Origin of the sequence: Shewanella carassii (assembly GCF_002777975.1) — a bacterium.
Taxonomy (GTDB): Bacteria; Pseudomonadota; Gammaproteobacteria; order Enterobacterales; family Shewanellaceae; genus Shewanella; species Shewanella carassii.
In genome coordinates this window covers 212,537-232,693 of record NZ_NGVS01000023.1, presented here as the reverse complement: position 1 = coordinate 232,693, position 20,157 = coordinate 212,537, and the positions used below count along the sequence as shown (strand labels likewise).

13 protein-coding genes are annotated in these 20,157 nt (G+C 53.3%); 9 read left to right on the top strand and 4 right to left on the bottom strand.

The window, feature by feature from the left end; translation table 11 throughout:
* Position 1 precedes the first annotated feature (1 nt).
* From bamC to CBE72_RS12020, 3 genes are all read left to right on the top strand, one after another.
* Entirely contained in the window at positions 2-1,102 is a 1,101-nt protein-coding gene (gene bamC, locus CBE72_RS12030) for an outer membrane protein assembly factor BamC (protein ID WP_100143717.1), read from the top strand.
* A 448-nt stretch (positions 1,103-1,550) separates the two neighbouring features.
* Positions 1,551-2,636: an efflux RND transporter periplasmic adaptor subunit gene (locus tag CBE72_RS12025; RefSeq protein ID WP_100143716.1), complete on the top strand. Its 1,086-nt coding sequence runs from the start codon at positions 1,551-1,553 to the stop codon at positions 2,634-2,636.
* Complete coding sequence (locus CBE72_RS12020; protein ID WP_100143715.1) at positions 2,633-5,725, top strand: efflux RND transporter permease subunit; 3,093 nt, start codon at positions 2,633-2,635, stop codon at positions 5,723-5,725. Before CBE72_RS12025 ends, CBE72_RS12020 begins: the two co-directional genes overlap by 4 nt.
* Positions 5,726-6,031: 306 nt before the next feature.
* Here CBE72_RS12020 and emrD read toward each other — a convergent pair whose 3' ends face one another.
* Complete coding sequence (gene emrD, locus CBE72_RS12015) at positions 6,032-7,252, bottom strand: multidrug efflux MFS transporter EmrD (RefSeq protein WP_268239832.1); 1,221 nt, start codon at positions 7,250-7,252, stop codon at positions 6,032-6,034.
* 566 nt (positions 7,253-7,818) lie between these two features.
* On the opposite strand from emrD, the gene CBE72_RS12010 reads away from it, so the two are divergent.
* The 4 genes from CBE72_RS12010 to CBE72_RS11995 all read left to right on the top strand — a co-directional run bounded on the left by CBE72_RS12010 (position 7,819) and on the right by CBE72_RS11995 (position 14,585).
* On the top strand, positions 7,819-8,613 hold the full coding sequence (locus CBE72_RS12010; RefSeq protein ID WP_100143713.1) for a tRNA-uridine aminocarboxypropyltransferase: 795 nt from the start codon (positions 7,819-7,821) through the stop codon (positions 8,611-8,613).
* A gap of 117 nt (positions 8,614-8,730) precedes the next feature.
* The gene (locus CBE72_RS12005) at positions 8,731-9,993 is read left to right on the top strand and encodes an efflux RND transporter periplasmic adaptor subunit (RefSeq protein ID WP_100143902.1); all 1,263 of its coding nucleotides are present in this window, start codon (positions 8,731-8,733) and stop codon (positions 9,991-9,993) included.
* Positions 9,994-13,134 (top strand): efflux RND transporter permease subunit, encoded by a 3,141-nt coding sequence (locus CBE72_RS12000; protein ID WP_100143712.1) that lies wholly within the window; start codon positions 9,994-9,996, stop codon positions 13,132-13,134.
* Positions 13,131-14,585, top strand: coding sequence for an efflux transporter outer membrane subunit (locus CBE72_RS11995; protein ID WP_229671778.1), 1,455 nt, complete (start codon positions 13,131-13,133; stop codon positions 14,583-14,585). The genes CBE72_RS12000 and CBE72_RS11995 overlap by 4 nt, the downstream gene beginning before the upstream one ends.
* A 19-nt stretch (positions 14,586-14,604) precedes the next feature.
* On the opposite strand, the gene CBE72_RS11990 is transcribed toward CBE72_RS11995, so the two are convergent.
* The 3 genes from CBE72_RS11990 to CBE72_RS11980 all read right to left on the bottom strand — a co-directional run bounded on the left by CBE72_RS11990 (position 14,605) and on the right by CBE72_RS11980 (position 18,319).
* Positions 14,605-15,300 (bottom strand): tRNA/rRNA methyltransferase, encoded by a 696-nt coding sequence (locus tag CBE72_RS11990; RefSeq protein ID WP_100143711.1) that lies wholly within the window; start codon positions 15,298-15,300, stop codon positions 14,605-14,607.
* Positions 15,301-15,436: 136 nt separating this feature from the next.
* Entirely contained in the window at positions 15,437-15,982 is a 546-nt protein-coding gene (gene eco / locus CBE72_RS11985) for a serine protease inhibitor ecotin (RefSeq protein ID WP_100143710.1), read from the bottom strand.
* 273 nt (positions 15,983-16,255) lie between these two features.
* Positions 16,256-18,319 (bottom strand): PhoX family protein, encoded by a 2,064-nt coding sequence (locus CBE72_RS11980; RefSeq protein WP_100143709.1) that lies wholly within the window; start codon positions 18,317-18,319, stop codon positions 16,256-16,258.
* 256 nt (positions 18,320-18,575) lie between these two features.
* Here CBE72_RS11980 and dmeF point away from each other — a divergent pair, with 256 nt between their 5' ends.
* Positions 18,576-19,676: a CDF family Co(II)/Ni(II) efflux transporter DmeF gene (dmeF, locus tag CBE72_RS11975; protein ID WP_100143708.1), complete on the top strand. Its 1,101-nt coding sequence runs from the start codon at positions 18,576-18,578 to the stop codon at positions 19,674-19,676.
* Positions 19,677-19,689: 13 nt separating this feature from the next.
* On the top strand, positions 19,690-20,127 hold the full coding sequence (locus tag CBE72_RS11970; protein WP_100143707.1) for a MarR family winged helix-turn-helix transcriptional regulator: 438 nt from the start codon (positions 19,690-19,692) through the stop codon (positions 20,125-20,127).
* Positions 20,128-20,157 lie beyond the last annotated feature (30 nt).

The following is a 20,157-nucleotide window of genomic DNA, read 5'->3' as shown; positions in this document are numbered from 1 at the left end:
AATGCTAAAGCAAGTTTCCCCCTTAGTGCTGGTTGTCGCAGTTTCAGCCTGCAGCACGCCGATTGACCGTCGTCAGGCCAATGGCAACTTCGAGTATGTTGAAGCCAGCACTTCAGCTCTTTTGGTGATCCCGGAAGGTTTGGACACCCCAAGGTTCAGTAAAGAGTTTGAGATCCCGCAAGCGGGCGCCAAGAGCAATCCTGAGTTTGTCGGTGAAAAACTCGATATTCGTCCCCCTTTGCAAGTGCTGCCCATGGCTGAAGGCACCCATGTGGAAGAGGGCAGTGACAACATCAAGGTTGTGGTTGAGTCCATCGACAACAGCGTTGATCTTAAGCAGGAGATCTTCAGCACGGTTAAGGGTTACCTGCAAAAGCAAGGCTACGGCATAGTCTCTGAAGATTATGATAAAGGCTCTATCGAAACAGATTGGATTGAAACTGAGCAGGTGCTCGATTCTTCCTGGTTTGGCAGCGATAAAGTCTACCAGCTGCGCCAGCGTTTCCGTTTCGATGTCGAAGTTCGTCCTCATGGCCGTACCGGTAATTTGCTGATCACACTTATCGACCACGAAGAGCATTATGACGGCTCAGAGCTGCCGGTATTGCTCAGCGGTGAAGATAAGCGCCGTTACACCATAGACATGCTCAACAGTGCCGTGGCCTATATGAGCCTCAAGCGGGAGCAGATGATCAAGGCCAACCGCATCAAGCAGAGTCTGGGCATTGATATGTCATTGCATCAGGGCGGCGACAGCGAGAGCTACTGGGTGGCCGATGCACCATTCAAGCGTACCTGGGATCGTCTACGGTTAGTACTGCCTGAGCTTGGCTTGGAAGTGGTGGACATGGACTCAAGCAAAGGTTTGTTCTACGTTAACTTGAATGACAACTCTGGTTTCTGGAGTTCCCTGTGGGGCGATAACAAGTTGGCGCTTAAAGAGGGCAGCTATCGTTTATTGCTGCAGGAAAATGCTGCCAACAAAGAGCAGACAGAGATCCGCCTGCACGATGTGGCCGACCAACCGCTAGCGAATGAAACCATTGAAGCCGTCTATCAGAACCTGGCGGAGTTGATGCGCGAAGATCGTAAAGTGCGTTAAGCTCTTCGGGTTTATACCAGAGAGTGTGATTGAAAAGGCGCCGATTTCGGCGCCTTTTTTGGTCTCCTCAAAAGCCTAGCTGCCCTTGGGTGCCAAAACTCGGTACCCAAGTTCTACAGCTTTTTCAGCGCTAAACCATTTGTAACCATTTATAACCATTTAATTTATAATGTTTTTGTTTGATATTTACCCTGCCTCCTCATAGTTACCGCACGCGCGATGAATTCAACGCCTCTCTGTATATAAAGCCATTTGCAGAATAGTCATTGGTTTTTGGGTCAATCTATAGCCTGTATCTTTGCTCTGACGGCGTTGATGCAGTTGTTTTAACTGTGTGTACGTATGTGTCAAATAAATGTAATTTGTAAGTAAAAGTAAAACGTATTGAAGCCGATAAGTCGCAGGGTAAACTGTTTTACCCATAAAACTCTGTACCTTCGGACAATCAATGAAAAAAATAATACTCCTAGTGGTACTACTGGCGGCCGCAGCCATTGGTTATCAGCAATGGCATCAGCAGCAAGCCCCAGCGGAGAAAAAGGCCCGCCCGGTACCCAATGTTGTGGTGTATAAGGCCGCCATTCAGGCCGTGCGGGATGAAGTGGAGGCCCTTGGCACTTCCAAAGCCTATGAGTCAGTCACCATCACCCCCAAGGTCAGCGATGTGCTGACCTCGATTCGTTTCGATGATGGTCAGATAGTCAAGCAAGGACAGTTGCTAGCCAAACTGCAGGACGCCGAACAGCAGGCTAGGGTGGAACTGGCCAGGATCAAGGTGCGGGAGAATACCCGCGAGTTCGACCGCATTAGCTCGCTGGTCACCAGCAAGACAGTTGCTGAAACCGAACGCGACCGACTGCAAACCCTGATAGAAAGTGCCAAGGCCGAAGTCGAGCAGGCACAGGCGGCGCTGCGGGACAGGCAGATCACCGCCCCCTTCAATGGTCGCCTGGGTTTACGCCAAGTCTCGGTCGGTAGCCTGGTGACCCCGGGGGTGGTGATCACCACCTTGGATGATATCTCGGTGATCAAGCTGGACTTCTCGGTTCCCGAACGTTTTATTCAGGACTTGTTGCCGGGCAAAATCGTGGAAGCCAGCGCGGTCGCTTACCCGGATAAGCTGTTTCGCGGCAAGGTTGTTTCCATCGACAGCCGGGTTAACCCAACCACACGGGCAGTCGTGGTGCGCGCCGAAATTCCCAATCCCGATGGTCAACTGCTGCCTGGAATGTTGATGAAGGTCAAGCTCATCAAGCAAAACCGTGAGGCGTTACTGCTGCCAGAGTCGGCTATTATTCCTATTCAAAACCGCCACTACCTCTATCTGGCCAACAGCGAAGGTGTGGTAGAACAGCGACAGGTCACCATTGGGCTGCGCAGCCGTGGCTGGGTGGAAATTCTCGAAGGCGTCGAGCTGGGTGAGCAGGTGATCATTCGCGGGATCCTCAAAGTCCGTCCCGGTGACAAGGTCAAGGTGGAGTTCAAGGAACATTTCAGCTTCCTGACGGCTGAAGAGGCGAAGACCACAGCATGATACTGACAGACATTTCCGTTAAACGGCCGGTTTTCGCCTCGGTCATCAGCCTTTTGTTGATCGCTTTCGGTCTGGTGTCCTTCGATAAGTTGCCGCTGCGCGAATACCCGGATATTGACCCGCCGATAGTCTCGATAGATACCAGCTATCGCGGCGCCAGTGCCTCCGTGGTGGAAAGCCGGATCACTCAACTGATTGAAGACAGGATCAGTGGCGTTGAAGGCATACGCCATATCAATTCATCCAGTACAGACGGCCGCTCTTCCGTGGTGCTTGAGTTTGATATTGACCGGGATATTGAAGCGGCGGCCAACGATGTTCGCGACCGTATTTCAGGTTTACTCGATAATTTGCCGGAAGAGGCCGACCCACCGGAAGTGCAAAAGGCCAATGGCGGCGATGAAGTGATCATGTGGCTCAATCTGGTGTCGGATCAGATGACCACTTTGCAGCTCACCGATTATGCCCGTCGTTACCTCACCGACAGATTCTCCGTCATTGATGGGGTAGCCAATATGCGTGTCGGCGGTGGCAAGGTCTACGCCATGCGGGTCTGGATTGACCGCCAGGCGCTGGCGGCCCGCAACCTGACGGTGGCCGATATCGAAGCGGCGCTGCGATCGGAAAACGTCGAACTGCCGGCCGGCTCCATCGAATCCAAGGAGCGCCACTTTACGGTAAGGCTTGAGCGTAGCTTTCGCACCGCCGAAGACTTTGCCAACCTGGTGCTGGCCCAAGGGGGCGATGGCTACCTGGTTAAACTTGGAGATGTGGCTCAGGTCGAAATCGGCTCGGAAGAAGAACGGATCATGTTCCGCGGTAACGGCGAGGCCATGATAGGCTTGGGGGTCTCTAAACAGTCTACCGCCAATACTTTGGAAGTGGCGCGGGCAGTGAATAAACTGGTGGATGAGATCAACCCGACTCTGCCCCAGGGGATGGAGATCAAACGCTCCTACGACAGCTCGGTGTTTATCGAAGCCTCTATAGACGAGGTTTATCAGACGCTGTTTATCGCCATTATTCTGGTGATCATCGTCATCTACCTGTTCCTTGGCAGCGTGCGCGCCATGTTGATCCCGGCGCTGACTGTGCCCGTATCCCTACTGGCCACTTTTATTGTGCTTTACGCCTTGGGATACACAATTAACCTCTTGACCCTGCTGGCGATGATCCTAGCCATCGGCATGGTGGTGGATGATGCCATCGTGATGCTGGAAAACATTCACCGCCGCATCGAAGAGGGCGACAGTCCACTGAAAGCCGCTTTCCTCGGCGCCCGAGAGGTGGCCTTTGCGGTTATCGCCACTACGGCGGTATTGGTGGCGGTATTTATGCCGATCACCTTCCTCGATGGCGATCTCGGCAAGTTGTTTAAAGAGTTTGCCGTCACCATGAGTGCTGCCGTGTTGTTCTCCTCGATAGTGGCACTGACACTCAGCCCCATGATGTGCTCCAAACTACTTAAACCCGCGAGCCAGGATACCTGGCTGATGCGCCAGGTCGACAAGGGAATGAACGCTCTGGCAAGCTTTTACAGCCGCAGCCTCACCGGCGCCATGAAGCACCCCTTGCTGGTTTCCCTGTTGGTGGTGGCGGCTCTTGGGGCCAGTGCCTACATGGTTAAACAGATCCCGCAGGAGTTTGCTCCTCAGGAAGACAGAGGTTCAATGTTCCTGATGGTCAATGGCCCGGAGGGCGCCAGCTATGAATATATTGAAGCCTATATGAACGAGGTGGAACAGCGTTTGATGCCTTTGGTCGACAGCGGCGAAGTCAAACGTTTGTTGATCCGTGCGCCTCGCGGTTGGGGCGGCTCGGCCAACTTCTCCAACGGTATGGCGATCATAGTACTCAATGATTGGGGCCAGCGCCGTCCCGCCAAGGAGATCATCAATGATATCCGCGCAAGGCTTGCCGATCTCGCCGGTGTCAGGGCATTTCCCGTGATGCGCCAGGCCTTTGGCCGCGGTGTCGGTAAACCTGTACAGTTTGTCATTGGCGGCCCCAGTTATGAGGAGCTCGCCAGATGGCGCGACATCATGCTGGAAAAAGCGGCGGAAAATCCCAATCTGGTCGGTTTGGATCATGACTACAAGGAAACCAAGCCTCAGCTCAGAGTCGTTATCGACAAAGACAGGGCGGCCGATCTCGGGGTTTCCATCGCTCATATAGGGCGTACACTGGAATCCATGTTGGGTTCACGCCTGGTGACTACCTTTATGCGCGACGGTGAAGAGTATGACGTGATCATTGAGGGGAACCGCGACAGCCAGAACACCGCCTCGGATATGCAGAATATCTATGTGCGCTCAGATCGCAGCAAGCAGCTGATCCCACTCTCGAATCTGGTGAACATAGAGGAGTTTGCCGACGCCAGTCAGCTCAATCGCTACAACCGGATGCGGGCGATAACCCTGGAGGCCAGTCTGGCGGAAGGTTACAGCCTGGGTGAGGCACTCGATTATCTCAATGATTTGGCCCACACCTATCTACCGGCAGAAGCCTTGATAAGCTACAAAGGCCAGTCGCTCGACTATCAGGAGTCCGGCAGCTCCATGTACTTCGTGTTTCTGTTGGCGCTGGGAATTGTGTTCCTGGTATTGGCGGCGCAGTTTGAAAGCTATATCCACCCCATGGTGATCATGCTGACTGTGCCGCTGGCAACCGTGGGCGCCTTGGTGGGCCTACTGCTGACCGGCCAAAGTTTGAATATCTACAGCCAGATAGGCATCATCATGTTGGTGGGGCTGGCGGCCAAAAACGGTATTCTTATCGTCGAGTTTGCCAACCAGCTCAGGGATAAGGGACTTGAGTTCGACGCCGCTATATTGCAGGCGGCCAACCAAAGGCTCAGACCGATACTGATGACAGGTATAACCACGGCCGCCGGCGCCGTGCCTCTGGTGCTTGCCGAGGGGGCAGGCGCCGAGACCCGTTTTGTTATCGGTGTAGTGGTGCTCTCTGGCATCTTGCTGGCTACAGTGTTTACCCTGTTGGTGATCCCTGTGGCTTACTCACTGTTTGCCCGCCATTCCAGTTCGCCCGAAGCGGTGGCGCAGCAACTGGAGAAAGAGCTGGCCGAATAATCGGCCTAATCAGTCGCCAAACCGGTTAAATTGGTTTGGCTGTTGGTTAGGCTATCGGCTTAACTTCAGATCTAGAAACCAGCGCTCCTTTAGGGGCGCTTTTTATGCCTGATCTATTCGGTTGTTTTGGCTTTGTTGTCATGATCGCCGTTTGACAAGGCGCATAAGGATAGCGTCCAAAAGCGAATGCGTCAGTCGACTAAAACGCCAACGAAGTCTGAACCGAAAAGAAGAGAATGAAGTGTAAGGGATAGAAACAGCAAGACCGGTCGTTGGCCGGTCTTGTTTAATGGTTTGACAGGGAAATCAGAGCGGGTCCCCGGCGGTATGGACATCGATATCCGGATGGGTTCTGGCATAGTTGAGGGCCAACACCACCAGCACCACCATGGACGAAGTCAAAAGCCCTATGCTGAGTTGCCCCATCATAGGCACCAGCGACATCAACATGGCCGCAAGACCGGCGGCAAAGTTCTGCAGGCCACCGAGCAGGGCGCCGGCAACTCCGGCTTGGCGCGGGAAAGGTTCAAGCGCTGCCGATGTCAGTGCCGGAAACAATATGCCTGCCCCGGTAAAGAAGAGCACTGAGCCAATCAGTAGGCACCAGCCTATCACCAGAGTCGACAGGCCGGGCAGCAGTAAAAATAACGCCCCGGCGCCCAGCAGAGCCACACCGTGGTGAAACAGTTTATGCAGTGAGGCTTGTCTGCCGGCATACCAGGCGCCCAAAAGATAACCCGGAATAGGGGCCACGAAATAGCAACTGACCATCATGGGACTCATGGCTAACACCTGGCCATAGAGAATACCGGCAATGGCCTCAAAGGCGGCAATCCCGGCGAAGGTAGCCACCAATGACAGCAGATAACCGCGAAAGGCTCTGTGTTTGAGTACCAAGGCATAAGACTTGAACACAGATTGTGGCTGGCGTTTTTCTTTGGGCAGAGATTCCTTGAATTTCAACGCCAGAGTGATTATCACAAAGATCCCGAACAACGCCAGGAACCAATACACGGCATGCCAGCCATAATGCACACTCAACACCCCGCCAATAAAGGGAGCCAGCAGCGGCGAGAACACCACGGCCATGGACACATAACTGTTGAAGCGCACCAGTTTTTCACCGAAGAAGAAATCTCTTGGAATAGAGCGGCAAAGGGCGCCGGCACTGGCGGTGCCGCAGCCTTGAATGGCACTGGCGAGCAACAGGGTGTTAAAGTTCTCGGCGCAGGCAGCAATGAAGGCGCCTACGACGAACAGACTGAGACCGATAAGCAGCAGTGGCTTGCGGCCGAACCTGTCCGATACCGGGCCATAAACAAATTGCAGCAGGCCATAGGCCAACAGATAAGTGCCCATAATCGCCTGCAACTGACCGGCGCTGACACTAAATTGCTCACCCATCATAGGCAGAGCGGGCACAAAAATGGTTTGGGCTATCTGGCCGCAGGCGACCATCATCACCAGCATGATTAACAGGGGGCTCAAGGATACGCCGGAAACATTCTCATCAGGTACCACAGTCAATACTCCACAACCTTGATACAGAACTAAAAGATCGTTTGGGAAGATACGCAAAGACGAGTGCCGGATAGGGAGGCGCATCTTCCTGCTCGGGGTCTCCCCGAGACGGGCGCTATAATACTCGGCTATTTTGCAATTTCAATGACAGAAGTCGCTGTTAAACAAGAAAAAACTAGGGATGTTGATAACTTTTCATTCGGCACAATAGCGTGTAATTATTAGTTTACAGTTGTTAGCTTGATTCTTGGGCAAGGCCAACAGAAAGTCACCTCTGTAACCCGCGCACCTTCGCTTTTATTGGTTTTGAAGTCAGCAGTTGAATATTGATGTGGAATAAGATGTTTACAGTCTGCTTTGGTAAATTAATTTTTGGATCCCCAAGCCTGTTACTCGTGTTATCGGCAAGCCGCCAGCATTCCCCCCGGGAAAGAGTGAGCTTAAAGCGCTTGCTGCAACCAGGATGCGGCAGTAAACTGCGCCGGCCATTAGGTTCGGCTGTCACTGCCTCAACACCACTCCTAATCCAGTGGCACAAACTAGCTATTAAGTCATTGTCATTCGGGATATTCATGTCAATTCAACCTCACGCGGTTCACCGCCTGTATGAACACCGTCAGTCGCTGTCGACCAAACCTTATGCATCAAGGGGCAAGAATCTTGTTCGCTGCGGTCGTTGTCTGTTGGAGCAGAGCTTTTGTACCTGTGAGCACAGGCGACTGTTGCCTTCCAAAGCGGCGTTTGCGCTGGTTATGTATGATGCCGAGGTATTGAAACCCAGCAACAGTGGGCGTTTGATAGCCGACCTCATTCCGGATACCCATGCCTTTCTCTGGTCGCGAACTCAGCCGGACCCTCAACTCTTGGCCTTGCTGGAAAACCCGGATTATCAACCCTACCTGGTGTTTCCTGGGGAATATGCCTTACCTGGGCAAGAGGTGGTGACTGAGGCTTTGAGTGAGGTGCTCGCTAATCAGGGAGAGCCCGAGCAAGCCAAGCTGCCGCTGTTTATTGTGCTCGATGGCAGTTGGCGTGAGGCGGTGAAGATGTTTCGCAAGAGTAGTTATCTGCATCAATTACCTATGCTGTCATTCAGCGCTGAAACCTTGGCTCGCTATCAGCTTAGAAAGGGCAGCCGCGACTTTCAGATGGGCACCGCCGAAGTGGCGATATTAACTCTGCAATCTTTAGGGGAACAAGGCTGCGCCGAAGCCTTGGATACCTGGTTTAAGCTCTTTATCAGCAGCAGTTTGGCAACCCGCAGTCGCTTGGTAAAAAATAAGCCAGAACAAATTCAAATACTCAAACAGCAGTTTACCCGCCAGGTCGCCGATTTGTATTCCGAACAGATAACTTATCGTCCCTAACCAGGGATGATAATTGACAAGTAGCTTCAAGCACTTACACTGGGAAATAAAACAATCTGGCGCCAAACGCTGGGTTGTTGAGCCATCAGGACCGCCCATTGAATGTTGGAAGCTGCCATGTCCTTAGTTGTTACTGCACTAAAACCCGTGTTTGCCCGTAAGGGTTATTTCAATCACTCGATTGCTCCACTATTGCCACTGCTCATTGTCAGTGGTTTTTTATTGCTCGGTTGTGAACCTGAACCCGTGACCATCACCCCCAAACTGGTGGTGGTGGAAGAGGTTGAGCAGGCGACTGTGCCTGTTTACGGTAATTATGTCGGTATCACCAAGGCTTCGTTGGATGTGGAGGTCAGGGCCCGAGTCGATGGCTTTGTCGAGGAGCGACTCTTTACCGAGGGCAGCGCTGTCAATGCCGGCGATATCTTATACAAGATAGATAACAAGCCGTATAACGCAGTGGTTAACCGACTCAAGGCCAATGTTGAGTCGCAGCAGGCGATACTGGAAAAGGCGCAGCGGGATGTGAAGCGTCTGAAACCTCTCTATGAACAGGATGCCGCCAGTCAGTTGGATTATGACAATGCGCTGTCGGCGTTGGCTCAGGCCAAGTCGGCTCTGGCCGCCGGCCACGCCGAGTTGGAAGAAGCGCTGCTGGAGCTTAGTTACACCGAGATAAGAGCGCCGATCGCAGGTTTAGTCAGTCGCTCCGAGGTGGATATCGGCGCCTTGGTCGGTAGCCAGGGGCAATCCTTGCTGACACGGGTGAAGCAGGTGAACCCCATTTATGTCAATTTCAATATGTCGGCGCTGGATTACCTCAATGCCAGACGTCGCATGACCAGTTACAACCAGCAACAGGAAGCCGAGACTGAAGGCAAGGCGGTAGAGGGATTTGTACGTATCACCTTGCCGGACAACAGTGAATATCGCTATCTGGGTAACGTCAGTTTCACCGATCCTCAGGTTAACCCCAGTACAGGTACTTTCGAGGTGAGGGCGGTTTTGCCCAATCCGGACAAAGAGTTGCTGCCGGGTCAATACACCAATGTCAGGATCAAACTCAGTGAGATAGACAATGCCATAGTGATACCGCAGCGTTCGACCCAAGTGGATCAGGGCGGCGTTTATGTGATGGTGGTGATGCCGGACAATAAGGTTGAGCGGCGCTTTATCGTGATTGAGCACCAGGGGCCGGAGGGCGTGGTGGTCAAAAGCGGTCTCAACGCCGGTGAACGTGTGATAGTCGAAGGCATGCACCGTGTGCGTCATGGCCAACTGGCCGAGCCGCTTGATGCCAAAGAGTATCAAAAGCGGCTCGACGAGCAGGAAAAGCAGGAGGCGCTGGAACAGCAATCAAAAGAACAGGAGCGTAACTAGATGGCTCAGTTCTTTATTGGCCGACCCGTGTTCTCGGCCGTTATCAGTATTGTTATTGTGCTCTTGGGCTTGATAGCCATGTTCCAGCTGCCGGTGGATCAATATCCCTATATCACGCCGCCGCAGGTAAGTATCTCGGCTTCCTATCCGGGAGCCGCCTCCACAACCGCCGCCGAGTCCGTGGCAACACCGCTGGAGCAGGAGGTCAATGGTGTGCCCAATATGATCTATATGAGCTCCAAGAGCACCAATTCTGGCGGCACCAATGTCACCATCACTTTTGATGTAGGCACAAGCCCGGATCTGGCGGCAGTGGATGTGCAGAACGCGACTCAGCAGGCTCTGGGTAATTTGCCAATCAATGTGCAAACCGAAGGTGTTTCTGTCTCCAAGGATTCCTCGGTGGAGCTGCTCAAGCTGGCATTGACCTCCAAAGATCCTCGTTTCGATGAAATTTACCTCTCCAACTACGCCTCCATTAATATCGAATCGGCACTGAGACGGATCCCCGGCGTTGGTCGTACCCGGAATACCGGCTCCCGCAGTTATGCCATGCGGGTGTGGCTGCGCCCGGATTCCATGGCGGGTCATAGCCTAACCACGACAGATGTTACTGACGCCATCAAGGCACAAAACAAGGAAACCCCGGCCGGTACTGTGGGTACCCAACCCAATAGTGATGCCTTGAGCCAGACCTTACCGATAACAGCCAGTGGACGGCTGTCCAGTGTCAGGGAATTTGAAGAGATCATAGTTCGCGCCAATCCGGACGGATCCATCATTCGCCTGCGTGATATTGCCAGGGTGGAGCTCGGCTCCTCGGCTTATACCTTGCAATCCCAACTCAATGGCCAGAATGCCACCATCTTACAGGTGTATCTGTTGCCCGGTGCCAACGCGCTTGAGGTGACCCGTAAGGTCAAGGAAACCATGGCTGAGCTGGCGACCAAGTTTCCCAGCGGTATGGAATGGCAGGTGTTTTACGATGCTTCTGTGTTTATTGAAGAATCCATCGATGAGGTGGTGCAAACCCTGATCGAAGCCCTGGTGTTGGTGGTACTGGTGGTATACCTGTTCTTGCAGAATTGGCGGGCGACCCTGATCCCGGCGATTGCGGTGCCTGTTTCCCTGATTGGGACATTGGCCGCCATGCTGGCCTTCGGTTTTACCATCAATACCGTCAGCCTGCTGGCACTGGTTTTGGCCATTGGCATTGTGGTCGATGATGCGATTGTGGTGGTGGAAAACGTCGAACGACTTATCAATGAAAAGGGCATGAGCCCGATGGCGGCCACCCGCAGCGCCATGAAAGAGTTATCCGGTGCCTTGATAGCAACCAGTTTAGTGCTGTGCGCCGTGTTTGTACCTGTGTCTTTTCTTGCCGGGATCACCGGCATTATGTACCGCGAATTTGCTGTCGCCATTGCCGTGGCGGTGCTGATCTCCACTGTGGTGGCATTGACCCTGAGCCCGGCACTTTGCGCCTTGTTGCTGCGTCCGGGCGATGTGGCCAACAGCGGTTTCTTCTTCTGGCTCAATAACCGTCTCTCCAAATTGACCGATAAATATGTGTCCCTGGTAGGCTTAGCCAACAAGCATGCGCGGCGCAGTTACCTGGTGTTTGGCGCCATGGTGGTGGCGGTTTGGTACATCATGAGCCATTTGCCATCGAGCTTTATGCCGGATGAGGATCAGGGCCGTTTCTTTATCGATATGACGCTGCCGGCCGGAGCGACGGTCAACCGCACCCAAGAGGTGCTCAAGATTGCCGAGCGCCATGTGCTGGCCCATCCGGCCGTCGCCTGGTCTTTTACCCTGGCCGGGGAAAACCGCCGCTCTGGGTCGAATCAGGCCAACGGTCAGTTTGAAGTGATCCTCAAACCCTGGGCCGAGCGAGAACCAAATCAGGCCACAGTGCAGAAGGTGATGAAAGAGCTTAAATATCAGCTCAACCAAGTGTTGCAGGCCGAGTTCAACCTCTACCTGCCATCGGCTGTGCCCGGTCTGGGTAACGGCTCCGGTGTGGAGATGGTGTTGCAGGATACTTCGGGAACCAACTTCAAGGGGCTGATGGAAACCAGCAACGAGTTGGTGGAGCAGCTCAAGCAGCAACCTGAGGTTGCGGCAGCGGCCATGTCGTTGCAGGGTTCTATTCCACAGCTGTACCTCTCGGTCAATGAAGCCAAGGCGATGGCTATCGGGGTGGATGTGGCCGATCTCTACAGCACTATTAAGACCTTTACCGATTCGGCCACGGTCAATGATTTTAATCTGTTTGGCCGGGTGTATCGGGTCAGGGTACAGGCCGAAGACAGTTATCGTCAGTTTCCCCAGCAGATTAAAGATTATTATGTCCGGTCATCCAATGGTGCCATGGTGCCCATCGGAGTTCTGGCCGACTATGAATATACTGTGGGGCCGGCGGCTGTGACCCATTACAATCTGTTCTCCAGTGCGTCCATCAATGTCACTCCGGCGCCCGGATATGCGACCGGCGATGTGATAAAAGCCATCAATAGGGTGGCCAAGCCCATGTTACCGCCCGAGTTCAAGTATGAATGGACCGGGCTCACCTTCCAGGAAGTGCGCTCGGCCAACCAGACCAGTATCGCCATTACGCTGGCCTTGGTGTTCGTGTTCCTGTTTTTGGCGGCGTTGTATGAGAGTTGGACCATTCCTGTGGCCGTGCTGCTTATTGCGCCCATCGCCATGCTGGGAGCCTCTTTGGCAACACTGCTCAGTGGTATGCAGAGTAATTTGTTCTTCCAAATCGCCTTTATCGCCCTTATCGGGATGGCGGCCAAAAACTCGATTTTGATTGTCGAGTTCGCCAACCAACTGCACCGAGAGGGCCGTTCACGACTGGAGGCGGCAATGGAAGCTGCCGCGATGCGCTTCAGGCCGATTTTGATGACCTCCATGGCCTTTATTCTCGGTGTCTTGCCGCTGGTTTTGTCCGCCGGACCCGGCTCTGTCAGTCGTCACTCGGTATCTATTCCCATCCTTGGTGGCATGGTGCTGGCCACCAGCATAGGGATTGTACTGGTGCCATTGTTCTTTGTGACCACAGCCGCTTGGGTTCGCACCAAGGTTAAGGGTGACTCGGCAAGCCAAAAGTCGGCCACGGAGGAAGGCGTATGAAGACAGGGGTATTAACCATGAGCCGGGTGAAACCGACTAAGGTACAGGTCCTTAGTAAATGCACTAGACCGGAACTGCTCGCCCTGACACTTTCCTTGGGCCTTTGGGGCTGCACTCTGGGGCCGGATTATCAGCGCCCCGAGCTCAACATGCCGGCGCAGTTTGATAAGGCGCTGCCGCAAGTAAAGGCCGATGAAGCCGTTGCAGATGAGTGGCAGACGTTTTTCCTTAATCCCGAGCTGCAGGAACTTATTCGTCAGGCGCTGAATAACAATATCGACCTGGCGATGATGCAAAGCAGGCTGCGAGCCGCCAGAGCCGAAGGGCGGGTGGTTGATGCGGCTCTGTGGCCCGAGCTTGGACTTGAGTTTGCAGCCGAACGGTCACTCAGCAGCGCCATTACCAATAAAGATCCCAGTGCCAAGACGGCCTTGGGCCTTAACGGGGTTGCGTCATGGGAGCTGGATGTTTGGGGCGCCAACCGCCGGGCCAGTGAGGCGGCACTGGCCAATACTCTGTCGCAGGCAGAGCTGCTTGAGGCATCCAAAATCAGCCTTATCAGTGATATCGCTACTGCCTTTTATCAGCTGACCGATATAGAGCAAAGACTTAAGATCTCTCGGGAAACGGCTGAGATCCGCGCCAAGGAACTGCAACTGGCTAAACTCAGGCGAGCCAACGGGATGATTTCGGGTCTTGATGTACGCCAGGCGGAAGTGGAATATCAAACCGCCATGGTGACCTTGCCTCAGCTCGAATATGACAGCAAGGCCAAGCGCAATCAGCTGCTTATCTTACTGGGGGCTTACGATCACCCCCTGCCAGAGCTTCCTAAATTGGTGAGCCGTGAATTTCCCGAATCTCTGGCGGTTGGGGTGCCTTCGCAGTTACTGTCGCGCCGCCCGGATGTTCGCGCCAGCGAGTTGGCTTTGGTAGCGGCCACGGCGGAGGTCGGGGTAGCTAAGAGTGCGTTTTTCCCGGGGTTTACCATTACCGCCGAATATGGCCGCGGATCCGATAGCTTGGATAACCTTTTCAGTTCCAAGGGACTCACCTGGTCGCTGCTCGGTGGGATCACGGCGCCGATTTTCAATGCCGGCAAGATAAGCGCCGAATATGAGATAGCCAACGAGGCGCAACTGCAGGCCATGCTTGCTTATCGCAGCACGGTATTGAACGCCTATATGGAAGTGCGCAATGCGATGAATGATTATCAGAGAACGCAACAAGCTCTGATAGAGCAGCAACGCTTGCTCGATGCTTCCTCTGAATACGTGCGCCTGGCGCGGCTCAGATACAAGAACGGTGTTGCCACTTCACTCGATTTGATGGATGCTCAGCGCCAACACTTCAGCGCCGAGCTGTCATTGAGCGAGTCAAAACGCGATAAGTTGCTGGCTATGATAGCCCTCTACCGCGCCCTGCGTGGCGGCGCGCCGGCGAAGAGTTAACCCAGGGAACACATTAACCTCAGTCGAGTTTCTTGAGGATATCGCCCAGCAGTTGGTGGGCCATTTTGGCGTCTCTGTCACTTAAGCGAGAGAGGCTCTCATTCAGCCACAGGCTTAACTTGGCATCATCGGCGGCATCGACCCTCTCCAGCAAAGTGGCGGCCTTTTGTTTGAGGGCACTGAGTTGCGGCAACGGCGATTGAGCATCTTTTAGCCCCAGGCGGCCATCGGCACAGGTCAAAGCCTGACCCAGAGCGTAGGAGTAGACCATCACGGCTTGCGCCAGATTGAGGGACGGGTATTCGGTGGCAAGTGGTACGTAGCTGAGTAAGTCACAAATCGCCAAGTCGGCGTTACTCAGGCCACTGGCCTCACAGCCAAAGACGATGGCTACGTGTTGCACCTGTTCCTGCTGGCTACTCAGTTGCTCGCCGAGTTCTGCCGGGCTTAAATAGTGTCTTGGGCTGCCGCGCTCTCTTGCCGTGGTGGCCACCATAAGCTCAAACTCTTCTCTGAGCTCCTCTAGGCTGGCCACTTCACGGATGTTGGCCAGTATGTCCTCGGCGCCGCAGGCGACCCAGGCCGCTTCCTCTTCCCGGTGAGCTTGTGAACTCACCACAATGAGTTCACTGAACCCTTGGGTTTTGATGGCACGGGCAGCGGCGCCAACATTGGCGGCGCGAGCAGGGGAGACGAGTACAAAGCTGAGTTTCATCCGAAAAAAGGCCCTAAAGGAAAACTGCAGCGATTATAAGGTTCTGCAATCGAGAATAAAGCAAAAAAGCTGCAACCGGCCGGGAAAAGGTCTGTTGCAGCTTTATTGGTTCAGTTAGAGGGGGTAAGTCGCTGTGTTACTTGGAATAGCTGAACACAGTGTCGGCCCGCCACACCCGGTAGCGCAGCTCGGCATTTTCAGGCAGATAGATAACCATAGGCAACTTGCTGTTATATCTCAGCTTGTATTCCCCCGGAATGCGAACAAACTCCTGATGCTTGGCCTTATCGAAACAGGCCATCATGGTCGAGCGCCCCGGGCCAATTTCATCTAGCTCCCAATAGGTGTAACCCCAACCTTTGAGATCCATCTGCTTCAGCTCGCCCATCAGGCCGTGCTTGTTGCAGTCAACCATCTGGGTTTGGCCCACCTGAATTTCAACCATGTAGTCATCTTCGTTTTCCAATTGGGGTAGGGTCAGTATGTGTTGCACCATGCCTTCTTTGGGGGCGGGGAACATCTTGCTGCTATCCTGTGGCTGATAGTTGTCGGCATCAAATTGGTTTGCGGTAATCATGTTCTGGTTGTACCCCTGTGGATGCGGCGGGCTGACTGCCAAAACCTGGGCAGATAACAAAGCGGAAGCGATAAGTGCCAGTTTTAGTTTACCGGATTTAAGCATAGGTTTTCTCCTTATGGGCCCGCTATGGGCGGAAATCAACTATTGGATTGGCGCTGTGTATGATTGCGCTTCTGTAGAGTTAAACGGCCAGCTGCTGAGAAAGGGTTATTTATTTTCAAAAAATCATAAATAACTTTTTTTGCCATACAAATCAAAATAGTACCAGCTATGTGCTTGCTCTTAATTCAAGTTATCGAGAGGAAAAACGCCCACCAGGTTCAGCCTGGCGGGCGTTGTCAGTTTAGGGCTGTTCGTTTAAACGCAGCTGTTTATTTAAATGCCGACTTCACCACCATCGACTTTGCGCAGCACCACGGTCGCTGCTCTTGGGCGTATGCTGGTGCCGATGGGAGTTTCCTCGGCGGCATTGGCCGATACCGGCCAATTCCCCGGGTGCTGGATATTGGCAAACACCGAAGTGTAGTCCGGCGAGATGGCAAAGCCTGTGACTTCACAGCCATTGGGGCCGACGAAGAAGCGCTTCAGCTCGGTTTGATTATCGGCGGTAACTGTCAGAGGCTTGCCGTCGCCATCGATCATCTTGGATGGCACTATTGCCAGCATCTGGTCGTTGGTGTGCTCAGTCACCTCTTTGGCGCCATTATCTGTCTGGATCCACAGAATACCGCGGGCATCGAACGCCAGGCCGTCCGGGCTGGCCAGTTGGTTAAGCTCCGTCAGGCCGGAGAGGTTGGTGGCGTCGTCACCGTCCGCCGGAGAACCGAACAGGAAGATATCCCAGCTAAACTCGGTATCACTGCTACCTTCATCCCAGCGGATGATATGGCCAAAGTTGTTTTTCAACCTAGGGTTGGCGGCGTTGGCTTCAGTCCGCTTGGAGTTGTTGGTCAGGGTCAGATAGACACTGCCGGTGAAAGGGTCCACTACACACCACTCGGGTCTGTCCATTGGCGTCGCGCCAACCAAATCGGCGGCACCGGCGGTGTTGATGATGATATCGGCCTGGCTGGCAAATGTATCGGCCAGGGTCTTGCCGTCCTTTGTCATGGCATCCAGGGTCAGCGGCAACCATTCACCTACGCCTCCTTCGTTGAACTTGGCCACATATAGAGTACCTTCATCCATGTATTTGGCGCCGGTTGCTAGACGGTTACTGCTGTCGGCATCCTTGGGGTCCCAGAGCGCCGCTGAAACAAACTTGTACATATATTCAAAGCGCGAGTCATGGCCTGAGTAGAATACCAGTGGTTTATCTTCGGTCAGCTTGCCAAAAGCGCAGCCTTCATGACGGAAACGCCCCAAAGCAGTGCGTTTGACTGCGCGGGAGTTGGGGTTGTAAGGGTCGACTTCGACGATATACCCATAGCCGTTGTCTTCATTGCGATAGTCATACATGGCATCGCTGGCCTTGGGGGTGACATCGAAACGGGCAAATTCATCCAGGCGCTCTTCAGCATCACCGGCCAGATCGGCCCAGCCATAGCGGGTAGAACTGACGCTGACACCGATACGGCGTTGCGCTTGAGTCATCTCGCCCTTATTGACGAAGTAGCCGGGCCAGTTCTCTTCACAGGTGAGGTAGGTTCCCCAAGGGGTATAACCGTTACCACAGTTGTTCAGGGTGCCGCGGGTCTGGCTGCCATCAGGCGAGAAGGCGGTTACGACTTTGTCGGTATAGGCTACCGGGCCGCTGAGATCCATGGTGGAAGCACCGGTGAAACGGCGATTGTGCTTGTCATCCTTGACCACTTCCCAGTTGCCGCCGTTAAGTTTGATACGCACCACAGTCATGCCGTGAGCATTGATCTCTTTGCGGACTTCATCGACCAGGGTTCTCAGGCCGGTATCGGCATCTATAGTCGGGCCGTTGGGGTGCAGGGCATCTGGCTCAATGTATTCATGGTTGATACACAAGAGGCCATCGGTTCCGGCTTCATTGAGCGGAAAGAAATGCATGCCGTCGTGGTTTTGACCCACAGAGTTGGCCTGATCCTGGGCGGTATTGCTGCCATCAGCCTGCCATTCGGCAGCTTTACTGTTCAGCGGCGTCCCCCAGGGAGCTAGGACCTGAGCGCGGTAACCTTCAGGGATAACCACTGCATCAAGGCGAGAACCGGCTACTGACTCAAATCCTAGTGTGACGTTGGATTGGCTGGGAGGAACCTGAGTCGGCGGCACAGGATCCACTGTGCTAGAGGTGTTATTGTTGTCGGAACCGCAACCGGCGAGGCCGAAGCCGCCAAATGCAGTCAGGGCACTGACGCCCAAGCCACTTTTTACAAAATTGCGCCGGGAAAGGTGCTTATCCAGTACCTGGGCAAAAGGTTCGTTCTGACTCTGGTTATAACACGTCGGATCGAAAGTCGCCTTGCTCATAAGATTTCACTCCGTGATCTTCTATCTCGTTATAGGATTTGCAAATGCGACGCAAAGACTAATGACGCCATATGACAGCCAGATAACTGAAAGGTGACACAAATAAGACGTTCCACGGGTTTGGATAAAATATTCGTTAACAACAATTTATGTGATTGGTCACTTTTTTCAGTTTTATGCTTGAAATTGCCTCTGGAAAGAGAGATGCTTTGCATGTCAAATAGTTTGATTATCAAAATATAATAGTAGGCTAACCATGAGTTCACAATTTCACGCCACTACGCGCTGGCAGCATAAGCATGACTTTACTCATCATAATGAGCAGGGAGAGAAGAGTACCAAGTGGGTACTCTTGTTGACTGTGGTGACCATGGTGGCCGAGATTGTTGCCGGTACTATATATGGCTCCATGGCGTTGCTGGCCGATGGCTGGCATATGGGAACGCATGCTGCTGCATTCATGCTGACACTGTTTGCATACTCTTACGCCAGGAAACATGCCAACAACCCCAGCTTTGCCTTCGGTACTGGCAAGGTCAGTGTGCTCGGTGGTTTTACCAGCGCTATAGCTCTGGGATTGGTGGCGCTGTTGATGCTGGTCGAGTCTGGCTCCAGACTTCTGTACCCGGAAGATATTCATTTTGACCAAGCGATTTTGGTGGCCATTATTGGTTTAACTGTCAATGTTCTGAGTGTTTTGCTGCTCAAGGATCACCACGGTCACGATCATGGCCATAACCATGGACATAGTCATAAGCACGAACATAACCATAAACACGAACATGACCACAGTCATGACATCGACCACGGACACCAGCATGTCCACGACCATGGAGATTCCCACGGACATAAAGATCATAATCTGCGCGCAGCCTATTTCCATGTACTGGCCGATGCCTTGACCTCAGTGTTGGCAATTGGTGCGTTGTTGGCCGGCAAATATTTTGGATTGAATTGGCTCGATCCCGTGATGGGAATTGTCGGAGCTGTTATCATCAGTCGCTGGGCTTGGGGACTTATCTGTCAGACCAGTCCCATTTTGCTTGATGCCGGTGTTGAAGCCGAGTTCAGTCGCAAGCTGGTGGAACGGATTGAAGCCGAAAAAGATCACAAGGTCACCGATATCCATGTGTGGCCGGTCAGCGCTGATCATCATGCCGCCATGATCTCTTTGGTAAGCCACGCACCTCACAGCACAGACTATTATCATGAGTTGCTGGCGGATTTCACTCACGTAGACCATCTGACTATTGAAGTCAATCAATGTGCCGACTGCGATAAGGCGACAACACCGAGGGCCAACAAGCGTGAACAAGCGGGCCATCAAGAGACAGGACATCACCACCATCATCATTGAGGTGCCAAAATAGATGAAAAAGCAACAGCGGCAGGATTCGCTGCAACAGTCAATTAACCACGCCATCATAGAGTTTTATGAGCGCTTGTCCTCCTGGGAACAGAGTGTTGTCAGGGGGCAAGGCGCTTCGCTGGCACAGATCCATACCGTGGAGATCCTGGGCGCTCATGGGCCGATGAAGATGAAGGAACTGGCGGAAAAACTCGGCATTACCACAGGTACCTTGACTGTTCAGGTCGAGCGTCTAGTCAAGGCGGGCCTGGCTGAGCGTCAGCCGCTGGAAAATGACCGGCGCGCCATTCAGGTTTCTTTAACCGAAGAGGGGGTGAAAATGTTTCAAGAACATGATGCCTTACATCTGCAATTAACCCGTGAGATGACGGCGAAATTTACCGAAGCCGAACAGGCCCAACTCTTGGCTTTCTTTAACCGTCTTAAGGATGCGTTTTGACCAGTTGGCAGGAGTAAGCTTTTTTATGAA

Excerpts from the sequence above, each read along its gene's own strand:
- CBE72_RS12010 (WP_100143713.1), top strand. The coding sequence starts at position 7,819 with ATGTCAATTCAACCTCACGCGGTTCACCGCCTGTATGAACACCGTCAG.
- eco (WP_100143710.1), bottom strand. The coding sequence starts at position 15,982 with ATGCTTAAATCCGGTAAACTAAAACTGGCACTTATCGCTTCCGCTTTG.
- bamC (WP_100143717.1), top strand. The coding sequence starts at position 2 with ATGCTAAAGCAAGTTTCCCCCTTAGTGCTGGTTGTCGCAGTTTCAGCC.
- CBE72_RS12020 (WP_100143715.1), top strand. The coding sequence starts at position 2,633 with ATGATACTGACAGACATTTCCGTTAAACGGCCGGTTTTCGCCTCGGTC.
- dmeF (WP_100143708.1), top strand. The coding sequence starts at position 18,576 with ATGAGTTCACAATTTCACGCCACTACGCGCTGGCAGCATAAGCATGAC.
- CBE72_RS12025 (WP_100143716.1), top strand. The coding sequence starts at position 1,551 with ATGAAAAAAATAATACTCCTAGTGGTACTACTGGCGGCCGCAGCCATT.
- CBE72_RS11995 (WP_229671778.1), top strand. The coding sequence starts at position 13,131 with ATGAAGACAGGGGTATTAACCATGAGCCGGGTGAAACCGACTAAGGTA.
- CBE72_RS12005 (WP_100143902.1), top strand. The coding sequence starts at position 8,731 with ATGTCCTTAGTTGTTACTGCACTAAAACCCGTGTTTGCCCGTAAGGGT.
- CBE72_RS11990 (WP_100143711.1), bottom strand. The coding sequence starts at position 15,300 with ATGAAACTCAGCTTTGTACTCGTCTCCCCTGCTCGCGCCGCCAATGTT.
- CBE72_RS11980 (WP_100143709.1), bottom strand. The coding sequence starts at position 18,319 with ATGAGCAAGGCGACTTTCGATCCGACGTGTTATAACCAGAGTCAGAAC.
- CBE72_RS12000 (WP_100143712.1), top strand. The coding sequence starts at position 9,994 with ATGGCTCAGTTCTTTATTGGCCGACCCGTGTTCTCGGCCGTTATCAGT.
- CBE72_RS11970 (WP_100143707.1), top strand. The coding sequence starts at position 19,690 with ATGAAAAAGCAACAGCGGCAGGATTCGCTGCAACAGTCAATTAACCAC.